Source organism: Streptomyces sp. YKOK-I1 (assembly GCF_054660435.1).
The window spans coordinates 3,766,486-3,784,981 of record NZ_BAAGDR010000001.1 but is presented as its reverse complement, the minus strand read 5'-3'; the positions used below and the strand labels follow the sequence as shown (position 1 = coordinate 3,784,981).

General features: G+C 69.6%; 14 protein-coding genes. 13 read left to right on the top strand and 1 reads right to left on the bottom strand.

What is annotated here, in order from left to right:
- Positions 1–228: 228 nt before the first annotated feature.
- From ACYQ8Q_RS16375 to clpX, 3 genes are all read left to right on the top strand, one after another.
- Entirely contained in the window at positions 229–837 is a 609-nt protein-coding gene (locus tag ACYQ8Q_RS16375; RefSeq protein WP_030967072.1) for an ATP-dependent Clp protease proteolytic subunit, read from the top strand.
- A 928-nt stretch (positions 838–1,765) separates the two neighbouring features.
- Positions 1,766–2,446 (top strand): ATP-dependent Clp protease proteolytic subunit, encoded by a 681-nt coding sequence (locus ACYQ8Q_RS16370; RefSeq protein ID WP_067244226.1) that lies wholly within the window; start codon positions 1,766–1,768, stop codon positions 2,444–2,446.
- Positions 2,447–2,626: 180 nt separating this feature from the next.
- Entirely contained in the window at positions 2,627–3,916 is a 1,290-nt protein-coding gene (gene clpX, locus ACYQ8Q_RS16365; RefSeq protein WP_359005211.1) for an ATP-dependent Clp protease ATP-binding subunit ClpX, read from the top strand.
- Between the two features lie 81 nt (positions 3,917–3,997).
- On the opposite strand, the gene ACYQ8Q_RS16360 is transcribed toward clpX, so the two are convergent.
- A complete protein-coding gene (locus ACYQ8Q_RS16360) occupies positions 3,998–5,029 on the bottom strand; it encodes a hypothetical protein (RefSeq protein ID WP_460065638.1) in 1,032 nt (343 codons plus the stop codon).
- A gap of 135 nt (positions 5,030–5,164) precedes the next feature.
- Here ACYQ8Q_RS16360 and ACYQ8Q_RS16355 point away from each other — a divergent pair, with 135 nt between their 5' ends.
- The 10 genes from ACYQ8Q_RS16355 (at position 5,165) to ACYQ8Q_RS16310 (ending at position 18,478) form a co-directional block, all read left to right on the top strand.
- Complete coding sequence (locus ACYQ8Q_RS16355; RefSeq protein WP_460065637.1) at positions 5,165–7,789, top strand: valine--tRNA ligase; 2,625 nt, start codon at positions 5,165–5,167, stop codon at positions 7,787–7,789.
- A gap of 131 nt (positions 7,790–7,920) precedes the next feature.
- Complete coding sequence (gene folC / locus ACYQ8Q_RS16350; RefSeq protein ID WP_460065635.1) at positions 7,921–9,405, top strand: bifunctional tetrahydrofolate synthase/dihydrofolate synthase; 1,485 nt, start codon at positions 7,921–7,923, stop codon at positions 9,403–9,405.
- A gap of 10 nt (positions 9,406–9,415) precedes the next feature.
- Positions 9,416–9,772, top strand: a complete 357-nt coding sequence (locus ACYQ8Q_RS16345; RefSeq protein ID WP_460065634.1) for a DUF4233 domain-containing protein — start codon at positions 9,416–9,418, stop codon at positions 9,770–9,772.
- A 68-nt stretch (positions 9,773–9,840) separates the two neighbouring features.
- Entirely contained in the window at positions 9,841–10,254 is a 414-nt protein-coding gene (gene ndk / locus ACYQ8Q_RS16340) for a nucleoside-diphosphate kinase (protein WP_460065633.1), read from the top strand.
- 226 nt (positions 10,255–10,480) lie between these two features.
- Positions 10,481–11,500, top strand: a complete 1,020-nt coding sequence (locus ACYQ8Q_RS16335) for a rod shape-determining protein (RefSeq protein ID WP_030779466.1) — start codon at positions 10,481–10,483, stop codon at positions 11,498–11,500.
- Between the two features lie 163 nt (positions 11,501–11,663).
- The gene (mreC, locus tag ACYQ8Q_RS16330; RefSeq protein WP_460065632.1) at positions 11,664–12,596 is read left to right on the top strand and encodes a rod shape-determining protein MreC; all 933 of its coding nucleotides are present in this window, start codon (positions 11,664–11,666) and stop codon (positions 12,594–12,596) included.
- 15 nt (positions 12,597–12,611) lie between these two features.
- Complete coding sequence (gene mreD, locus ACYQ8Q_RS16325; protein ID WP_460065631.1) at positions 12,612–13,283, top strand: rod shape-determining protein MreD; 672 nt, start codon at positions 12,612–12,614, stop codon at positions 13,281–13,283.
- 128 nt (positions 13,284–13,411) lie between these two features.
- On the top strand, positions 13,412–15,694 hold the full coding sequence (gene mrdA, locus ACYQ8Q_RS16320; protein ID WP_460065630.1) for a penicillin-binding protein 2: 2,283 nt from the start codon (positions 13,412–13,414) through the stop codon (positions 15,692–15,694).
- Positions 15,691–16,890, top strand: a complete 1,200-nt coding sequence (gene rodA, locus ACYQ8Q_RS16315) for a rod shape-determining protein RodA (RefSeq protein ID WP_055631763.1) — start codon at positions 15,691–15,693, stop codon at positions 16,888–16,890. Before mrdA ends, rodA begins: the two co-directional genes overlap by 4 nt.
- Before the next feature lie 82 nt (positions 16,891–16,972).
- Positions 16,973–18,478, top strand: coding sequence for a CYTH and CHAD domain-containing protein (locus ACYQ8Q_RS16310; protein WP_460065627.1), 1,506 nt, complete (start codon positions 16,973–16,975; stop codon positions 18,476–18,478).
- The last annotated feature ends 18 nt before the right edge of the window (positions 18,479–18,496 follow it).

The following is an 18,496-nucleotide window of genomic DNA, read 5'->3' as shown; positions in this document are numbered from 1 at the left end:
CGCTGTGACGGGCCCCGGAACCTTGTGTTCCGGGGCTCGTTCCGTTACTCGCGCGACTACGCGCCGCTACGCCCCCGGCGAACACCCACCTCTCCGGGATTCTCCGGCGGGACCCGCGCGTTAGGGTCCATGAATACGAGGGCAGGGGAGTCCCCGTTGCCCCCGGCAGTACACGTGAGACGGCCCGGCGCCGTCGTAAGACGAGCAGGTGGAGACGTGACGAATCTGATGCCCTACGCCGCCGGCGAGCCTTCCATCGGTGGTGGCCTCGGCGACCAGGTCTACAACCGGCTGCTCGGCGAGCGGATCATCTTCCTCGGCCAGCCGGTCGACGACGACATCGCGAACAAGATCACCGCACAGCTGCTGCTCCTTGCCGCGGACCCGGACAAGGACATCTACCTCTACATCAACAGCCCCGGCGGCTCGATCACGGCCGGCATGGCGATCTACGACACCATGCAGTTCATCAAGAACGACGTGGTGACCATCGCCATGGGCCTCGCTGCCTCGATGGGCCAGTTCCTGCTCAGCGCGGGCACCCCCGGCAAGCGCTTCGCGCTGCCGAACGCCGAGATCCTGATCCACCAGCCCTCCGCCGGCCTGGCCGGCTCGGCCTCGGACATCAAGATCCACGCCGAGCGGCTGCTGCACACCAAGAAGCGCATGGCCGAGCTCACCTCGCAGCACACCGGCCAGTCGGTCGAGCAGATCACCCGCGACTCGGACCGCGACCGCTGGTTCGACGCGTTCGAGGCCAAGGAGTACGGCCTCATCGACGACGTCATCCCCACGGCCGCGGGCATGCCGGGCGGTGGCGGTACCGGGGCGGCGTAGGACCACGACCGACGGCACCGGTTCCCTCCGGGGGCAAGGCCGGTCGAACCCGGGTGACCTCCCGGGACGCCGGGTCCGCACGATCCCACCACGGTCGATGGAGACTTGTGGGTGTCACGGACCTCACCGGACCTCACCGGACCTCACCGGTCCCGGCAGTCCCGGCGGCCCGACAACCCGGACGGTCCCGCCCCGCGACCCCCGAAAGGCCTCACGCCCCGCAAGGGCCGACCCGGAAGGGCTCGCGGGTTCCGGAAGGGCTTGCAGGTTCCGGAAGGGCTCGCAGGTCCCGGAAGGGCTTGCAGGTCCCGGAAGGGCTTGCAGGTTCCGGAAGGGCTTGCAGGTCCCGGAAGGGCTCGCAGGTTCCGGAAGGGCTCGCAGGTTCCGGAAGGGCTCGCAGGTTCCGGAAGGGCTCGCAGGTTCCGGAAGGGCTCGCGGGTCCCGACAGGGCCCGCGGGTCCCGACAGGGCTCGCGGGTTCCGGAAGGGCCGGCGCCCCCGGGTGGCCCGCAGGTCCCGCGAGAGCTCGGCAGGCCCCATGAGGCCCCATGAGGCCTCCTAAAGGCCCCATGAGCCCCGTGAAGGCCTTCACGGGCCCCGCAGGGGTCACGAGGCCCCCGTGGAGCCCGTGGAGCCCGTCAGGGCCCCCACGGAGTCCCCGAGGCCCTCGTGGAGCCGACCGGGAACCGGCCGAGGCCACGGATCGGCCGAGGCCACGGATCGACCGAGGCCACGGAAGGACCCGGGCCACCGGAAGGACCGAGGCCGCCGCAAACGGCCCGGACCCGCCGTGGTGGCCGAGGCCGCCGGGACCGGAACCCGCCCGGAACCCGGTCGGACGCCGCCGTCGAAGACCCAGAGGGACCCTGCCGTCAGAGTCCCGCCCGCCCCTCCCAGCCCACCGCCCCACCCTCTCTCCAGGAGACACCGTGAACGACTTCCCCGGCAGCGGCCTCTACGCCCGCACGGCGGCCGAGTACACCGGCCCCCGCGCCGAGTCCCGCTACGTCATCCCCCGCTTCGTCGAGCGCACCTCCCAGGGCATCCGCGAGTACGACCCGTACGCGAAGCTCTTCGAGGAGCGCGTGATCTTCCTCGGCGTGCAGATCGACGACGCCTCCGCCAACGACGTCATGGCGCAGCTGCTGTGCCTGGAGTCGATGGACCCCGACCGGGACATCTCGGTCTACATCAACAGCCCCGGTGGTTCCTTCACCGCGCTGACGGCCATCTACGACACGATGCAGTTCGTCAAGCCCGACATCCAGACGGTCTGCATGGGCCAGGCGGCGTCCGCCGCCGCGATCCTGCTGGCGGCCGGTACGCCGGGCAAGCGCATGGCCCTGCCGAACGCGCGCGTGCTGATCCACCAGCCGTACAGTGAGACGGGCCGCGGTCAGGTCTCCGACCTGGAGATCGCCGCCAACGAGATCCTCCGGATGCGTGCGCAGCTGGAGGAGATGCTGGCCAAGCACTCGACCACGCCGATCGAGAAGATCCGCGAGGACATCGAGCGCGACAAGATCCTCACGGCCGAGGACGCCCTGTCGTACGGCCTGATCGACCAGATCATCTCCACCCGGAAGATGAACAACAGCTCTCTGCGTTGACGCACTGGGCCCTCTCGTCCGTACCCCTTGGCACGGTGTGACACGGTCCACGCGGAAGTGAACCGTGCCAAGGGGGGCCCGAACGGGGGTCCCGGCAAGGTACCGTCGGAATAAGGCAGCACCAGGAGCCGCTGGATTCGAAAGTGTCCAGGCGTCTCCCAGGCGAAGGGGAAGCACACCGTGGCACGCATCGGTGACGGCGGCGATCTGCTCAAGTGCTCGTTCTGCGGCAAGAGCCAGAAGCAGGTCAAGAAGCTCATCGCAGGGCCCGGTGTGTACATCTGCGACGAGTGCATCGATCTCTGCAACGAGATCATCGAGGAGGAACTCGCCGAGACGAGCGAGGTGCGCTGGGAGGAACTCCCCAAGCCCCGCGAGATCTACGAGTTCCTGGAGGGGTACGTCGTCGGCCAGGAGGCCGCGAAGAAAGCCCTCTCGGTCGCGGTGTACAACCACTACAAGCGGGTCCAGGCCGGTGAGAACGGCGGAGCCCAGGGCCGCGACGACGCCATCGAGTTGGCGAAGTCCAACATCCTCCTGCTCGGCCCCACGGGCTCGGGCAAGACCCTCCTCGCACAGACCCTCGCCCGCATGCTGAACGTGCCGTTCGCCATCGCCGACGCCACGGCGCTGACCGAGGCGGGGTACGTTGGCGAGGACGTCGAGAACATCCTCCTCAAGCTCATCCAGGCCGCCGACTACGACGTCAAGAAGGCCGAGACCGGGATCATCTACATCGATGAGATCGACAAGGTTGCCCGGAAGAGCGAAAACCCCTCCATCACGCGCGATGTGAGCGGTGAGGGCGTGCAGCAGGCGCTGCTGAAGATCCTGGAGGGCACCACGGCCTCCGTCCCGCCGCAGGGCGGACGCAAGCACCCGCACCAGGAGTTCATCCAGATCGACACGACGAACGTGCTGTTCATCGTGGGCGGCGCCTTCGCGGGCCTGGAGAAGATCATCGAGTCCCGGGCCGGCGCCAAGGGCATCGGCTTCGGCGCGACGATCCGCTCCAAGCGGGAGCTGGAGGCCAAGGACCAGTTCGAGGACGTCATGCCCGAGGACCTGGTCAAGTTCGGGATGATCCCCGAGTTCATCGGCCGTCTGCCCGTCATCACGAGCGTCCACAACCTCGACCGCGAGGCCCTGCTCCAGATCCTGATCGAGCCGCGCAACGCGCTGGTCAAGCAGTACGAGCGGCTGTTCGAACTCGACGGCGTGGAGCTGGACTTCGAGCGCGAGGCGCTGGAGGCCATCGCCGACCAGGCCATCCTCCGCCAGACCGGCGCCCGCGGTCTGCGCGCCATCATGGAGGAGGTCCTGATGTCGGTGATGTACGAGGTCCCCTCCCGCAAGGACGTGGCCCGCGTGGTCATCACGGCCGACGTCGTCCGCTCCAACGTCAACCCGACCCTGATCCCGCGCGAGCAGCGCGGCGGCCGTGGCTCGGGCGAGCAGAAGACGGCGTAAGGCAGGGACAGAGCACCCGCGGTACATGCGAAGGGGCCCCGGTCGACCGACCGGGGCCCCTTCGCATGTACCGCCGACGGGTCACGCCTTGACGCGGACCTCGTCGCGCAGCTTCGTGGTGAGGTCGGCCGCCACGTCCTTGGTGACCCCCTTCGTGGCGTCACCCGGCGAGACCATGGCGATGGTGCTGTAGTCGGCCCAGGCGCAGAACCAGTCGGTCTTCTCCTGCTTGGTCAGCGTGTTCGTGCCGGTGGCCGCCTGGCACTTCATGACCGCGCCGTCGAGGTCGACCTCCTCGGGCTCGCCGACCAGCTTGGCGTCCGAGCCGCTGCTGCTGGAGGAGGAGCTCTCCTCGGACGACTTCTTGAAGTTGGCGAAGAACGTGTCGAGCGCCTTCTCGGGGTCGGCGATCGTGCCGTAGGCGCCGGCGAAGGTGATGCCCTTGGCGGTGGCCAGCTCGGTCGCGTCGGGCGCGGTGCTCGGGTCGGAGGGGTCGTAGCCGCTCAGGTCGGCCGTGGAGTAGACACCGAGCACGGTCTTGCCGTTCTTGACGCCGCTCTTCTCCAGATCGGACGCCGAGTCGTCACCGGCGCTCGCGCCGTCGTCGGAGGCCCGCTTGTAGTCGGAGAGCACGGTGGCCGGAGTGGCCAGCTTGTGGGCGCCGTCGTCCTCCAGGCCGCCCGAGCCGCTGCCCGTGCCGAGGACGAAGAACGCGCCCACGCCGATCGCGACGACCACCGCGACCGCGCCGAGGATGATGCCGGCCTTCTTGCCGCCGCCTCCGCTCGGCACCGGGGGCTGCGGGACGCCGTAGGGGGCCTGGCCGTACGGGGGCTGCTGGCCGTAGCCGGCCGCGGTCGGCGGCTGCTGGCCGTACGGTCCCGGCTGCGGGGGCTGGCCGTAGGGTCCCGGCTGCGGGGGCTGGCCGTAGGGGCCGGCCTGCGGGGGCTGCGTCGGGTAGCCGTAACCGGGCTGCGGGGCCGGGGGCTGCTGGGGGTAGCCGTAGCCGGGCTGGGGCGCCTGCGGGGGCTGGCCGTAGGGGCCGGGCTGGCCGCCGTACGGGCCGGGCTGCTGGGGCTGCCCGCCGTACGGGCCCGGCTGGTGCTGACTCATTCTGGGTTCCCCTCCAGATGCTTATGTGATTTTCACATCCTGGCTTAAACCCAGTACCTGCTCGGCGGTGGGGGCCCGACCGTTACACGGCAAACACGTTTCGGGACGGCCCCGTGACACCCCTAAACTGGCCCCGTGACCGAGAACGCTCATCAGCAGCCATCAGCGCCCCCCACCGAACTGCCGACCCAGTACGCGCCGGCCGACGTAGAGGGGCCGCTGTACGAGCGCTGGGTGGAGCGGGGTTACTTCGAGGCGGACGAGAAGAGCGACAAGCCGCCGTACACCATCGTCATCCCGCCGCCGAACGTCACGGGCAGCCTGCACCTCGGGCACGCCTTCGAGCACACCCTCATCGACGCCCTCACCCGCCGCAAGCGCATGCAGGGCTTCGAGACGCTGTGGCAGCCCGGCATGGACCACGCCGGCATCGCCACCCAGAACGTCGTCGAGCGCGAACTGGGCAAGGAGGGCAAGTCCCGCCACGACCTCGGCCGGGAGGCGTTCGTCGAGCGGGTCTGGCAGTGGAAGGGCGAGTCCGGCGGCCAGATCAGCGGCCAGATGCGCCGCCTCGGCGACGGCGTCGCCTGGTCCCGTGAGCGCTTCACCATGGACGAAGGCCTCTCCCAGGCCGTCCAGACCATCTTCAAGCGCCTCTACGACGACGAGCTGATCTACCGCGCCGAGCGCATCATCAACTGGTGCCCGCGCTGTCTGACCGCCATTTCGGACATCGAGGTCGAGTACCAGGACGACGACGGCGAGCTCGTCTCCATGAAGTACGGCGAGGGGGACGACACCATCGTCGTCGCCACCACCCGCGCCGAGACGATGCTCGGTGACACCGCCGTCGCCGTCCACCCCGACGACGAGCGCTACCGGCACCTGATCGGCAAGCTGATCCGGCTGCCGCTGACGGACCGTTCCATCCCGGTCGTCGCCGACACCCACGTCGACCCGGAGTTCGGCACCGGCGCCGTCAAGGTGACCCCGGCGCACGACCCGAACGACTTCGAGATCGGCCAGCGCCACAACCTGCCGTCCCTCACCGTCATGGACGAGCACGCCGTCATCACCGCCCACGGTCCCTTCCAGGGACTGGACCGGCTGGAGGCCCGCTCCGCCATCGTCGCCGCCCTGCGCGCCGAGGGCCGGATCGTCGCCGAGAAGCGGCCGTACGTCCACAGCGTCGGCCACTGCTCCCGCTGCAAGACCACCATCGAGCCGCGCCTGTCCATGCAGTGGTGGGTCAAGGTCGGCCCGCTCGCCAAGGCCGCCGGTGACGCGGTCCGCGACGGCCGCGTCAAGATCCACCCGCAGGAGATGGAGAAGCGGTACTTCGACTGGGTCGACAACCTCCACGACTGGTGCATCTCGCGGCAGTTGTGGTGGGGCCACCGCATCCCCGTCTGGTACGGCCCGAACGGCGAGGTCGTCTGCGTCGGCCCGGACGACGAGGCGCCGAGCGGCGAGGGCTGGCGTCAGGACACCGACGTCCTCGACACCTGGTTCTCCTCCGGCCTGTGGCCCTTCTCCACCCTGGGCTGGCCCGAACAGACCGAGTCGCTCGCGAAGTTCTACCCGAACTCCGTCCTGGTCACCGGCTACGACATCCTCTTCTTCTGGGTCGCCCGGATGATGATGTTCGGCCTGTACGCGATGGACGGCACCCCGCCGTTCCACACCATCGCCCTGCACGGCATGGTCCGCGACCAGTTCGGCAAGAAGATGTCGAAGTCCTTCGGCAACGCGGTCAACCCGCTCGACTGGATGGACAAGTACGGCTCCGACGCCCTCCGTTTCACCCTCGCCCGCGGCGCCAACCCGGGCGTCGACGTCCCGATCGGCGAGGACTGGGTCCAGGGCTCCCGCAACTTCGCCAACAAGATCTGGAACGCCACCCGCTTCGCGCTGATGAACGGCGCGACGGTGGACGGCCCCCTGCCGGACGCCTCCGCGATGTCGGCGACGGACCGCTGGATCCTCTCCCGCCTCAACTCGGTCATCGCCGAAGTCGACGCGTTCTACGAGGACTTCCAGTTCGCCAAGCTCTCCGACGCCCTCTTCCACTTCGCGTGGGACGAGGTCTTCGACTGGTACGTCGAGCTGTCCAAGACGACGTTCCAGGCGGGCGGCGAGCCCGCGAAGGTCTCCCAGCGCGTCCTCGGCGAGGTCCTCGACGTCACCCTGAAGCTGCTGCACCCGGTGGTCCCGTTCGTCACCGAGACCCTCTGGACCACGCTGACCGGCGGCGAGTCGGTCGTCATCGCCGACTGGCCGACGGACTCGGGCTTCCGGGACCCGGCCGCCGAGCAGGAGATCGAGAGCCTCCAGTCGGTGATCACCGAGGTCCGCCGCTTCCGCGCCGACCAGGGCCTCCAGCCCGGCCAGCGCGTCCCGGCCCGTCTGACCCTCGACGGCACGGCGCTGGCGCCCCACGAGGCCGCCATCCGCCAGCTGCTGCGCCTCCAGCCGGAGGGCGAGGCATTCTCGGCCACCGCCACCCTCCCGGTCGCCGGCGCCACGGTCGCCCTCGACCTCTCCGGCACGATCGACGTGGCGGCCGAGCGCAAGCGGCTCGCGAAGGACCTCGCGGCGGCCGAGAAGGAGAAGGCCCAGGCGAACGCCAAGCTCGGCAACGAGGCCTTCCTGGCGAAGGCCCCGGACAACGTGGTCGACAAGATCCGGGGCCGCCTGGCGAAGGCGGAGGAGGACATCGCCCGCATCGGGGCCCAGCTGGAAAGGCTGCCCGAGGCGTAAGCGCCCTGAAGGGGCGCGGGGCCGCATCACTATGCGGCCCCGCCGCGTGGGCGCGACCAGCCACAGACTCCCCGCGCCCGCGGGACGGGACCAGCCACCCTCCTCCGTAGGCCCCGGCCTAGACTGACCTCGTGAGCGACAGCGACCCCTTCGACGAGATCATCGAAGCCGAGACGGACCGCGACCCCGACCTCGCGGTCATCGAGGCCGGCAGCCGCACCCTGCGCACCCAGGGCGGAGCCCCGAGCGCTGACGTCCCGACCCGCCCCGAGGACCCCGAGGTCGACAAGGCCCTCCGCGCGGTCGAGGCCGACCTGGCCACCCGCTGGGGCGAGACCAAGCTGGAGCCGTCCGTCAGCCGGATCGCCGCGCTGATGGATGTCCTGGGCGAGCCGCAGCGGACGTACCCCTCGATCCACATCACGGGCACCAACGGCAAGACCTCCACCGCCCGCATGATCGAGGCCCTGCTCGGCGCCTTCGAACTGCGCACCGGCCGTTACACCTCCCCCCACGTGCAGTCCATCACCGAGCGCATCAGCCTCGACGGCGCCCCGATCTCCGCCGAACGCTTCATCGAGACGTACGACGACATCAAGGCGTACATCGAGATGGTCGACTCCCAGCAGGAGTACCGGCTCTCCTTCTTCGAGGTGCTGACCGGCATGGCGTACGCCGCCTTCGCGGACGCCCCGGTCGACGTCGCCGTCGTCGAGGTCGGCATGGGCGGCTCCTGGGACGCCACCAACGTCATCGACGGCGACGTCGCCGTCGTCACGCCCATCGACCTCGACCACACCGACCGGCTGGGGGAGACCCCGGGCGAGATCGCGGGGGAGAAGGGCGGGATCATCAAGCAGGACGCCACGGTCATCCTGGCCCAGCAGCCGGTCGACGCGGCCCAGGTGCTGCTGAAGAAGGCCGTCGAGGTCGACGCCACGGTGGCCCGCGAGGGGCTGGAGTTCGGTGTCGTGGCGCGCCAGGTCGCCGTCGGCGGACAGCTGGTCACCCTGCGCGGGCTGGGCGGCGAGTACCCCGAGGTGTACCTCCCGCTGCACGGCGAGCACCAGGCGCACAACGCGGCCGTCGCGCTCGCCGCCGTCGAGGCGTTCTTCGGCGTCGGCGCCCAGCGGCCCGAACCGCTCGACGTCGACGCCGTCCGCAAGGCCTTCGCGGCCGTGTCCTCGCCGGGCCGGCTGGAGGTCGTACGGCGCTCCCCTACCGTCGTCCTGGACGCCGCCCACAACCCGGCCGGCGCGCGGGTGACCGCCGACGCCATCGGCGAGGCCTTCGACTTCAGCCGGCTGATCGGCGTGGTCGGGGCGAGCGGCGACAAGAACGTCCGCGGCGTGCTGGAGGCCTTCGAGCCGATCTTCGCGGAGGTCGTCGTCACCCAGAACTCCAGCCACCGCGCCATGGACGCCGACGAGCTGGCCGCGATCGCCGTGGAGGTGTTCGGCGACGAACGCGTCCAGGTCGAGCCGCGGCTGCCGGACGCCCTGGAGGCGGCGATCACGCTCGCCGAGGAGGAGGGCGAGTTCGCCGGCGGCGGTGTGCTGGTCACCGGTTCCGTCATCACGGTCGGCGAGGCCCGGCTGCTCCTCGGGAAGGGCTGAACACCCCGTCATGCGTACGCTCTGTTCCTCGACCCTGATCGGCGAGTTCTTCATCATCGGATTCGCCGGTCTGGTCGCCATGAAGGAACCCGACCTGTCCATGGCCACGGTGTGGACGGTGTGCGGGATCGCGATGCTCCTCAGCGTGCTGCTGTGCGCCGTGGTCACCCGGCCCGGGGGCGTCGCCCTCGGCTGGGCGCTCCAGATCGCGCTGGTCGCGTCCGGTTACTTCGTCCCGATGATGTTCATCATCGGGGTGCTGTTCGCCGGCCTGTGGTGGGCGTCGGTGCACTATGGGCGCAAGGTCGACGAGGCGAAGGCGAGATTCGCGGCGCAGTCCGGCTCCTCCGCGCCTGACGCTGCGTAACAGGTTTTCGGACACGCCCTGTAACCTTCGAACACCCCGCACGACCCTTGATCCATTAGGAGCCCCCCGTGAGCCAGCGCACCCTCGTCCTCCTCAAGCCCGACGCGGTCCGTCGCGGCCTGACCGGCGAGATCATCAGCCGTATCGAGCGCAAGGCGGGCTGGCGGATCACCGCGCTGGAGCTGCGCACCCTGGACCAGGAAACGCTGGAGCAGCACTACGGCGAGCACAAGGGCAAGCCCTTCTACGAGCCGCTGGTGGAGTTCATGGCGTCCGGTCCGGTCGTCGCGCTGATCGTCGAGGGCGACCGGGTCGTCGAGGGTGTGCGCGCGCTGGCCGGCCCGACCGACCCGATCGCGGCGGCTCCCGGCTCGATCCGCGGCGACTACGGCGTCATCGTCCGCGAGAACCTGATCCACGCCTCCGACTCCGAGGAGTCCTCCGAGCGCGAGATCAAGATCTTCTTCCCGGGGCGCGCGTAACCGTTCCGAGACGACTGAGACGGGCGATCGAGGGAACGAGACTCCCCGAACGCCCGTCTCCGGAAGCGAACCCACACAGCATCTGCTGACAATGGCCAGGACCCTTCCGCAGTGTCCGAGAAGGCGCGTCTACGATGGAAGCCTTCACGTCACAGCACCCACCTCGCCGACCTGAAAAGCCCTCAAAAGCTCATGGAAGGCCAGTCGAATCCTGATGGGGAACTCAATGTCGTTCATCGGCCGTGACATGGCTGTCGACCTCGGGACCGCCAACACGCTGGTGTACGTCAGGGGTCGCGGGATCGTACTCAACGAGCCGTCCGTCGTCGCGATCAACACCAACACCGGTGGCATCCTCGCGGTCGGCGCCGAAGCGAAGAAGATGATCGGGCGCACGCCGGGCAACATCGTGGCCGTGCGGCCGCTGAAGGACGGCGTGATCGCCGACTTCGAGATCACCGAGCGGATGCTCCGCTACTTCATCCTGAAGATCCACAAGCGGCGGTATCTGGCTCGTCCGCGGGTCGTCGTCTGTGTGCCCTCGGGCATCACGGGCGTCGAGCGCCGCGCCGTCATCGAGGCGTCGACCCAGGCCGGCGCCCGTCAGGTGCACATCATCGAGGAGCCCATGGCCGCGGCCATCGGCTCCGGCCTGCCGGTCCACGAGGCGACGGGCAACATGGTGGTGGACATCGGCGGCGGCACCACGGAGGTCGCGGTCATCTCGCTCGGCGGCATCGTCACCGCCCAGTCCATCCGTGTCGCGGGCGACGAGCTGGACAACGCGATCATCCAGCACATCAAGAAGGAGTACAGCCTCCTGCTGGGTGAGCGCACGGCCGAGCAGATCAAGATCACCATCGGCTCGGCGTACGACCTCGACTCCGACGAGCACACCGAAATCCGTGGCCGGGACCTCGTCTCCGGGCTGCCCAAGACCGTCGTCATCTCGGCCGCCGAGGTGCGCAAGGCGATCGAGGAGCCCGTCAACGCGATCGTCGACGCCGTCAAGACCACGCTGGACAAGTGTCCGCCGGAGCTGTCCGGCGACATCATGGACCGCGGAATCGTTCTGACCGGCGGCGGAGCACTGCTGCGCGGTCTGGACGAGCGGCTGCGCCGGGAGACCGGTATGCCGATCCACATCGCCGAGGACCCGCTGGACAGCGTGGCGCTCGGTTCCGGCAAGTGCGTCGAGGAGTTCGAGGCGCTCCAGCAGGTTCTGGACGCCGCGCCCCGCAGATGACGTAACGCTTCGGTTCCGCCGTACGGGATGATCCCCTCTCGTGCGGCGGATCGTTGACATTCCGGCATAAGCTCCCACAAAGCGCCCTTGGTCATCCTGGCCCGGGGCTACCCGAATTCCTGTGTAGTGATTTCTCTATCGAGGAAGGGCACGGCCGCCGCACGTGAGGGACACACGAGAGAGCCGGCTGCTCCTGGTGCTGCTGATCGCCATCGCGTTCGCACTGATCACGGTGGACATCCGCGGTGGTGAGGACTCCCCGGTCGACGGTGCCCGGCAGGCCGCGGCCGCGGTCTTCGGCCCGATCGAGGACGGGGTGTCCTCGGCGGTGGACCCGGTCGGCAACGCCGTCTCGGCGGTCCGCGACTCCGGTGAGCGCCACGACCGGATGGCGCTGCTGGAGAAGGAGAACGCGGCCCTCAAGGCGAAGCTCGGCAGCGACGACCGCAACCGCAGCCGGCTGGCCCAGCTCGACAAGATGCTGAAGATCGCGGGCGAGGGCCAGTACGGCATCAAGGGCGCCGAGGTCATCGCGATAGGAGCGGCCCAGGGCTTCTCCTGGACGATCACCATCGACGTCGGCGCGAGCGACGGCATCAAGCGCGACATGACCGTCCTCAACGGCGACGGGCTCGTCGGCCGGGTGACCACGGTCGGCCCGCACACCGCGACCGTGCTCCTCGCCAACGACCCCGACTTCACCGTCGGCACCCGCATGGAGGGCAACGACGAACTCGGCTTCGCCTCCGGACAGGGCGACAGCCCGCTGCGCGTCGAACTCCTCAACGGCAAGGCGGACGTGAAGAAGGGCGACCGTCTGGTCACCTTCGGCTCGCAGGCCGACAAGCCGTTCGTGCCGGGGGTCCCGGTCGGCGTGGTCTCCCGGGTCGACCCCTCCGGCGGCGACCTCACCCGCACCCTCTACGTCACGCCGTACGTCAGCTTCACCAAGCTGGACATCGTCGGCGTGGTCGTCGAGACCCCGAAGAAGGACCCGCGCGACACCGTGCTCCCGGCCAAACCCAAGCCGGTGCCCACCCCGACGGTCACCGTCACCGTGACCCCGAACGCCGATGGCCAGCAAGAGCAGCAGTAGGAGCTGACAACCCCCATGCGCGTCAACCGGATCCTGCTCTCCGTCCCGCTGGTCGTCGTCGCCCTGGTGATCCAGGTGAGCGTCCTCGCCCGCCTCCACCTCCCGGGCGCGGTCCCCGATCTGCTGCTCCTCACCGTCCTGGGCCTCGCCATGGTGTACGGCCATGTCGGCGGCGCCCTCATCGGCTTCGGCGCGGGCCTCCTCGCCGACCTCGCGCCGCCCGCCGACCACGCGGCCGGGCGGTACGCCCTGGTGCTCTGCGTGATCGGCTATCTCGCCGGACTGGTCAAGCCGGAGACCGGCCAGATCAAGTCGGCCACCGGCCCGATGGTCGTCGTGGTCGCCGCCGCGGTCGGCTCCACCCTGCTCTACGCCGGCGTCGGAGCCCTCGTCGGCGACACGGCGGCCCGTCATGTCGGCCTGACCGGGCTGCTGTTCTCGGCCGCCCTGTACGACCTGCTGCTCGCCCCCTTCGTGGTCCCGGGCGTGATGTTCCTGGCCCGGCGGGCCGAGAACGATCCGCTCGCCGAGACCAACTCCGCGTCCAAGGGCTCGGACATCTCCTCGGGCTGGCTGTCCTCCGGGACGGGCCTGAAGATCGGCGGCCAGCGCGGCGGCCTCAAGCTGAAGGCGGCGAAGTCGCGGGCGACCCGGGCCGGGCGCATCAAGGGGGTCAAGCGGCTGTGAGAGCGCATGAGTTCACCCGAACGGGTCACTTTGGGCGGAACGCGGCCTCACAGGCTGATCGTTCATCATTCGTACGCACATCCAGCCGCGCACATGTGTTCGCTCACTGAGAGGGGGAGGCAGCCGCAGTGACCAACATTCCCGAGACCGGCCGGACGCCACGTGTCCAGATCCGGCTCGTCGTGATCCAGATCCTCGTCCTCTCCCTCCTCGGCACCCTCGGCGGCCGGCTGTGGTACCTCCAGATCCGCGAGGGCGCGGCCTACGCCAAGGAGGCCTCCGGCAACCACGTCCAGCAGGTCGTCGAGCCCGCCGTGCGCGGCTCCATCCTGGACGCGCGCGGAGTGCCCCTCGCGGACAACGAGACGCGGCTGGTGGTCTCCGCCTCCCGCACCGACCTGCTCAAGCAGGACGACGACGGTAAGGCGGTCCTGACCAAGCTCGCGGGCGTCCTCGGCATGGACCCCACGGAGGTCATGCAGAAGGTCCGGCTGTGCGACGCGAAGACCCCCCAGCCCTGCTGGAACGGCTCGCCCTACCAGCCGATCCCCATCACCGACGAGGCCACCGCCAAGCAGGCCCTGCAGATCCGTGAGCGCGCCGAGGACTTCCCCGGCATCACCGCCGAGCCGGAGGCCGTGCGCCGCTACCCCGCGCCCGGCAAGTCCAACACCGCCCAGGTCCTCGGCTACCTCTCACCGGTCACCGACGACGAGATCACCAAGGCCCAGGACACCGACTCGCCCTATCTGCGCTCCGACCAGGTCGGCCGCTCCGGTCTGGAGCGCCAGTACGACAAGGTGCTGCGCGGCAAGGCCGGCGTCACCCGCTACGAGGTCGACAACCTCGGCCGGGTCATCGGCCAGGCCGAGGCCACCCCGGCAGAGCCCGGCTCCAACCTGGTCACCAGCATCGACTCCCGCGTCCAGCGCGTCGCCGAGTACGAGCTGAACAACGCGATGAAGGTCGCCCGCCAGCAGTTCGACAAGATCACCGGCACCAACTACAAGGCCGACTCCGGCGCCGTCGTCGTGATGGAGGCCAAGACCGGCCGGATCGTCGCCATGGCCTCCGCGCCCACCTACGACCCGAACGTCTGGGTGGGCGGCATCTCGGCCAAGGACTACAAGAAGCTCACCGGGAAGAACTCCGACTACCCGCTGCTCAACCGGGCCATACAGGGTCAGGCCGCGCCCGGCTCGACGTTCAAGGTGGTCTCCACGGCCGCCGCCGTCGAGGCCGGCTATGTCTGGGACGGCGGCTACCCGTGCACCAGCTCGTACTCGGTGGGCGGCCAGGTCTTCAACAACTTCGAGGGCGAGAACTTCGGCCCGATCTCGCTCGGCCGCGCCCTGGAGGTCTCCTGCGACACCGTCTTCTACGCCCTCGCGGACCGCGAGTGGAAGAAGGACGGCGGCATCAACCCCAAGAAGGGTGAGCCCAAGGACTACTTCTACAAGGCGGCCCACCAGTTCGGCCTCGGCAAGGAGACCGGCGTCGACCTGCCGAACGAGGTCACCGGCCGGGTCCCGGACCGCCAGTGGAAGGAGTCCTACTGGAAGGCCAACAAGAGCGCCTGGTGCAAGTACGGCAAGAAGAACGGCACCTACGTCGAGAAGATCGCCTACGAGAACTGCCTCGAGGGCAACAAGATGCGTGAGGGCGACTCGATCAACTACTCCATCGGCCAGGGCGACACCCTCGTCACACCGATCCAGGAGGCCGTGATCTACGGCGCCCTCGCCAACGGCGGCACCATGTACCAGCCGTCCATCGGCAAGGCGGTCATCAGTGCCGACGGCAAGACCGTCACCGAGATCAAGCCGAAGAAGACGGGCAAGCTGCCCATCAGCAAGGCGACCCTGGCCGGCATGGACGACGCCCTCGCGGGCGTGGTCACCCGGGGTACGGCCGCCTGGAAGTTCGGCGGCTGGCCGCAGGACAAGATCGAGCTGCACGCCAAGACCGGTACCGCGGAGGTCTACGGCAAGCAGACCACGTCCTGGCTGGCCACCTACAGCAAGGACTACACGGTCATCATGACCATCGCCCAGGCCGGTACCGGTTCGGGCGCCTCCGGTGAGGCCGTGCGCCACATCTACAACGCCCTCTACGGCGTCTCCGCGGACGGCTCGATCGACAAGAAGAACGCCCTGCTGCCCACCCCGCAGAAGGGCCTGCCGACCGTGCAGACAGACGGCACGATCAAGGCCCCGAAGGTCGCCAAGGACCCGGCCAAGGACCAGCGCGCCAGCCAGGAGAAGGCCCCCGAGGCGGACGCCTCGCAGCCGGCCGGGACCACCCAGCAGAACACCACGAACCAGAACACCCGCCGACGACGACGGCGGCGACGGGACGGATGCGGGGGCGCCGCAGGCCGGCGGTCGGTCGGCAGGAGGTCGCTCGCATGACCGGCGTGAACAGCTTCTCCGTCTCCGGATACGGGCCCGCGCGGGCCGGCTGGACCCGGGTCCTCGCCCGTGACTCGCTGGCCCGCCGACTCGACTGGCCGATACTGCTGTCGGCCGTCGCCCTCTCCCTGATCGGCTCGGTGCTGGTCTTCTCCGCGACCCGCAACCGCACCGAGATCAACCAGGGCGACCAGTACTACTTCCTGATCCGCCATCTGATGAACACCGGCATCGGGATCGCCCTGATGATCGGCACCATCTGGCTCGGCCACCGCACCCTGCGCAACGCGGTGCCCGTCCTCTACGGCCTCTCGCTGCTCGGCATCCTGCTGGTGCTGACCCCGCTCGGCTCGACGGTCAACGGCGCGCACTCCTGGATCGTGTTCGGCGGCGGTTTCTCGCTCCAGCCCTCGGAGTTCGTGAAGATCACGATCATCCTGGGCATGTCGATGCTGCTCGCGGCGAGGGTCGACGCCGGCGACAAGCTCTACCCGGACCACCGCACGGTCGTCCAGGCGCTCGGTCTCGCCTCCGTCCCGATGCTGATCGTGATGCTCATGCCCGACCTCGGGTCGGTCATGGTGATGGTGATGATCGTGCTGGGGGTGCTGCTGGCCTCCGGCGCCTCCAACCGCTGGGTCTTCGGACTGCTCGGCGCGGGCGCGGCCGGCGCGGTCGCCGTCTGGCAGCTGCACATCCTCGACGAGTACCAGATCGCCCGCTTCGCCGCCTTCGCCAACCCCAGCCTCGACCCGGCCGGCGTCGGCTACAACACCAACCAGGCGCGCATCGCGATCGGATCCGGCGGGCTGACCGGCGCGGGCCTGTTCCACGGCTCGCAGACCACCGGCCAGTTCGTCCCCGAGCAGCAGACGGACTTCGTCTTCACCGTGGCGGGCGAGGAACTCGGCTTCGTCGGCGCGGGCCTGATCATCGTGCTCCTCGGGGTGATCCTCTGGCGCGCCTGCCGCATCGCCCGCGAGACGACCGAGCTGTACGGCACGATCGTCGCCGCCGGGATCGTGGCGTGGTTCGCGTTCCAGTCGTTCGAGAACATCGGGATGACGCTCGGGATCATGCCGGTGACCGGTCTGCCCCTGCCGTTCGTGTCGTACGGCGGCTCGTCGATGTTCGCCGTGTGGGTGGCGATGGGGCTGTTGCAGTCGATCCGGGTGCAGCGGCCGATGTCCGCGTGAACGTGGGTTTTCCAGCCTTTGGTCGCGAATTCAACGGAAGTTGACCCTGCCGTCCCGGCCCGACTGCGACTAGATTCATTTCATGGCGGAGACGAAACGCGAGATCGAGCGCAAGTACGAATCCGATGACAGCGGGCTGCCCGACCTGACCGGCGTCGCCGGAGTGGCGAGCGTCCTCGACAAGGGCACCGCCGAGCTGGACGCGACCTACTACGACACCTCCGACCTGCGCCTGGCCTCGGCCTCCATCACCCTGCGCCGCCGCACGGGCGGCTCCGACGCCGGCTGGCACCTGAAGCTGCCGGTCGGCCCCGGGGTCCGGGACGAGATCCGCGCCCCGCTCTCCGACACGGTCCCGGACGAGCTGGCCGGACTGGTGCGTTCCCGGGTGCGCGAGGGACAGCTGGTGGCGGTGGTCCGGCTGCGCTCCGCACGGGACGTACGGGACCTGGTGGACGCCGACGGCAGACTGCTGGCCGAGGCGAGCGTGGACACCGTACGGGCGGAGCGGCTGTTCGGCGGGCAGGGCAGCGCCCAGTGGAGCGAGATCGAGGTGGAGCTGGCCGACGACGGTGACCCGGCCCTCCTCGACAAGGTGGAGAAACGGCTGCGCAAGGCGGGCGTACGGCCGTCGAAGTCGGCGTCGAAGCTGGCGCGGGCCCTCGCGGAGACCAAGGGCGGACATCCGCGCCCCGAGGACGACGGCCCCGGCGAGCCCGTCACCGCCGGGGACCATGTGTTGGCGTACGTCCGCGCCCAGCGCGACGCGATCGTCGAGCTGGACCCGGCGGTGCGCCAGGACGCCGAGGAGTCGGTGCACGACATGCGGGTCGCCACCCGCCGACTGCGCAGCACCTTCCGCTCCTTCGGCAGGGTCCTCGACCAGGACGTCACCGACCCGGTCGCCGCCGAGCTGAAATGGCTGGCCGGGGAGCTGGGCGTGGGCCGCGACCACGAGGTGCTGGCCGAGCGGCTGACGGCCGCCTTCGACGAACTGCCGCCCACCCTGGTCGCCGGCCCGGTCCGGGAACGGCTGAGGAAATGGTCGAAGGCCGGCGAGAAGGGGTCGAGGCGCCGGCTGCTCGCCGTACTGGACTCCGCGCGCTATCTGACGCTCCTCGACACCCTGGACGCGCTCGTCGCCGATCCGCCGGTGCTGAAGGCGGCCGCCAAGAAGCCGGAGAGCGTGCTCGCCAAGGCCGTGCGCAAGGACTTCGCGAAGGTGTCCGCGCTGATCGAGGAGGCCGTGGAGCAGCCGCCGGGCACGGACCGCGACCTCGCCCTGCACGAGGCCCGCAAGAAGGCCAAGCGCACGCGCTACGCGGCGGAGACGTCCGGGCCCGCCCTCGGCCGGCCGGCGAAGGACCTGGTCAAGTCCATGAAGTCGCTGCAGAGCCTGCTCGGCGACCACCAGGACAGCGTGATGGCCCGGACGACCCTGCGCGAGCTGTCCGCCGTGGCGCACGCGGCGGGGGAGAACGGGTTCACGTACGGCGTGCTCTACGCCCGTGAGGAGCGGCGCGCGGAGCGGGTCGAGGAGGCCGTCCCCGGGGAGTGGAAGAAGACCATCGGCTCGATGGAGGTTTAGACCGGCTTTGATCGCGAT

What these genes read in the sequence shown, in the direction of transcription:
- ACYQ8Q_RS16375 (WP_030967072.1), top strand. Translation starts at nt 229, where the DNA reads ATGCCCTACGCCGCCGGCGAGCCTTCCATCGGTGGTGGCCTCGGCGAC.
- ACYQ8Q_RS16360 (WP_460065638.1), bottom strand. Translation starts at nt 5,029, where the DNA reads ATGAGTCAGCACCAGCCGGGCCCGTACGGCGGGCAGCCCCAGCAGCCC.
- ACYQ8Q_RS16345 (WP_460065634.1), top strand. Translation starts at nt 9,416, where the DNA reads ATGCGTACGCTCTGTTCCTCGACCCTGATCGGCGAGTTCTTCATCATC.
- ACYQ8Q_RS16335 (WP_030779466.1), top strand. Translation starts at nt 10,481, where the DNA reads ATGTCGTTCATCGGCCGTGACATGGCTGTCGACCTCGGGACCGCCAAC.
- mreD (WP_460065631.1), top strand. Translation starts at nt 12,612, where the DNA reads ATGCGCGTCAACCGGATCCTGCTCTCCGTCCCGCTGGTCGTCGTCGCC.
- rodA (WP_055631763.1), top strand. Translation starts at nt 15,691, where the DNA reads ATGACCGGCGTGAACAGCTTCTCCGTCTCCGGATACGGGCCCGCGCGG.
- ACYQ8Q_RS16310 (WP_460065627.1), top strand. Translation starts at nt 16,973, where the DNA reads ATGGCGGAGACGAAACGCGAGATCGAGCGCAAGTACGAATCCGATGAC.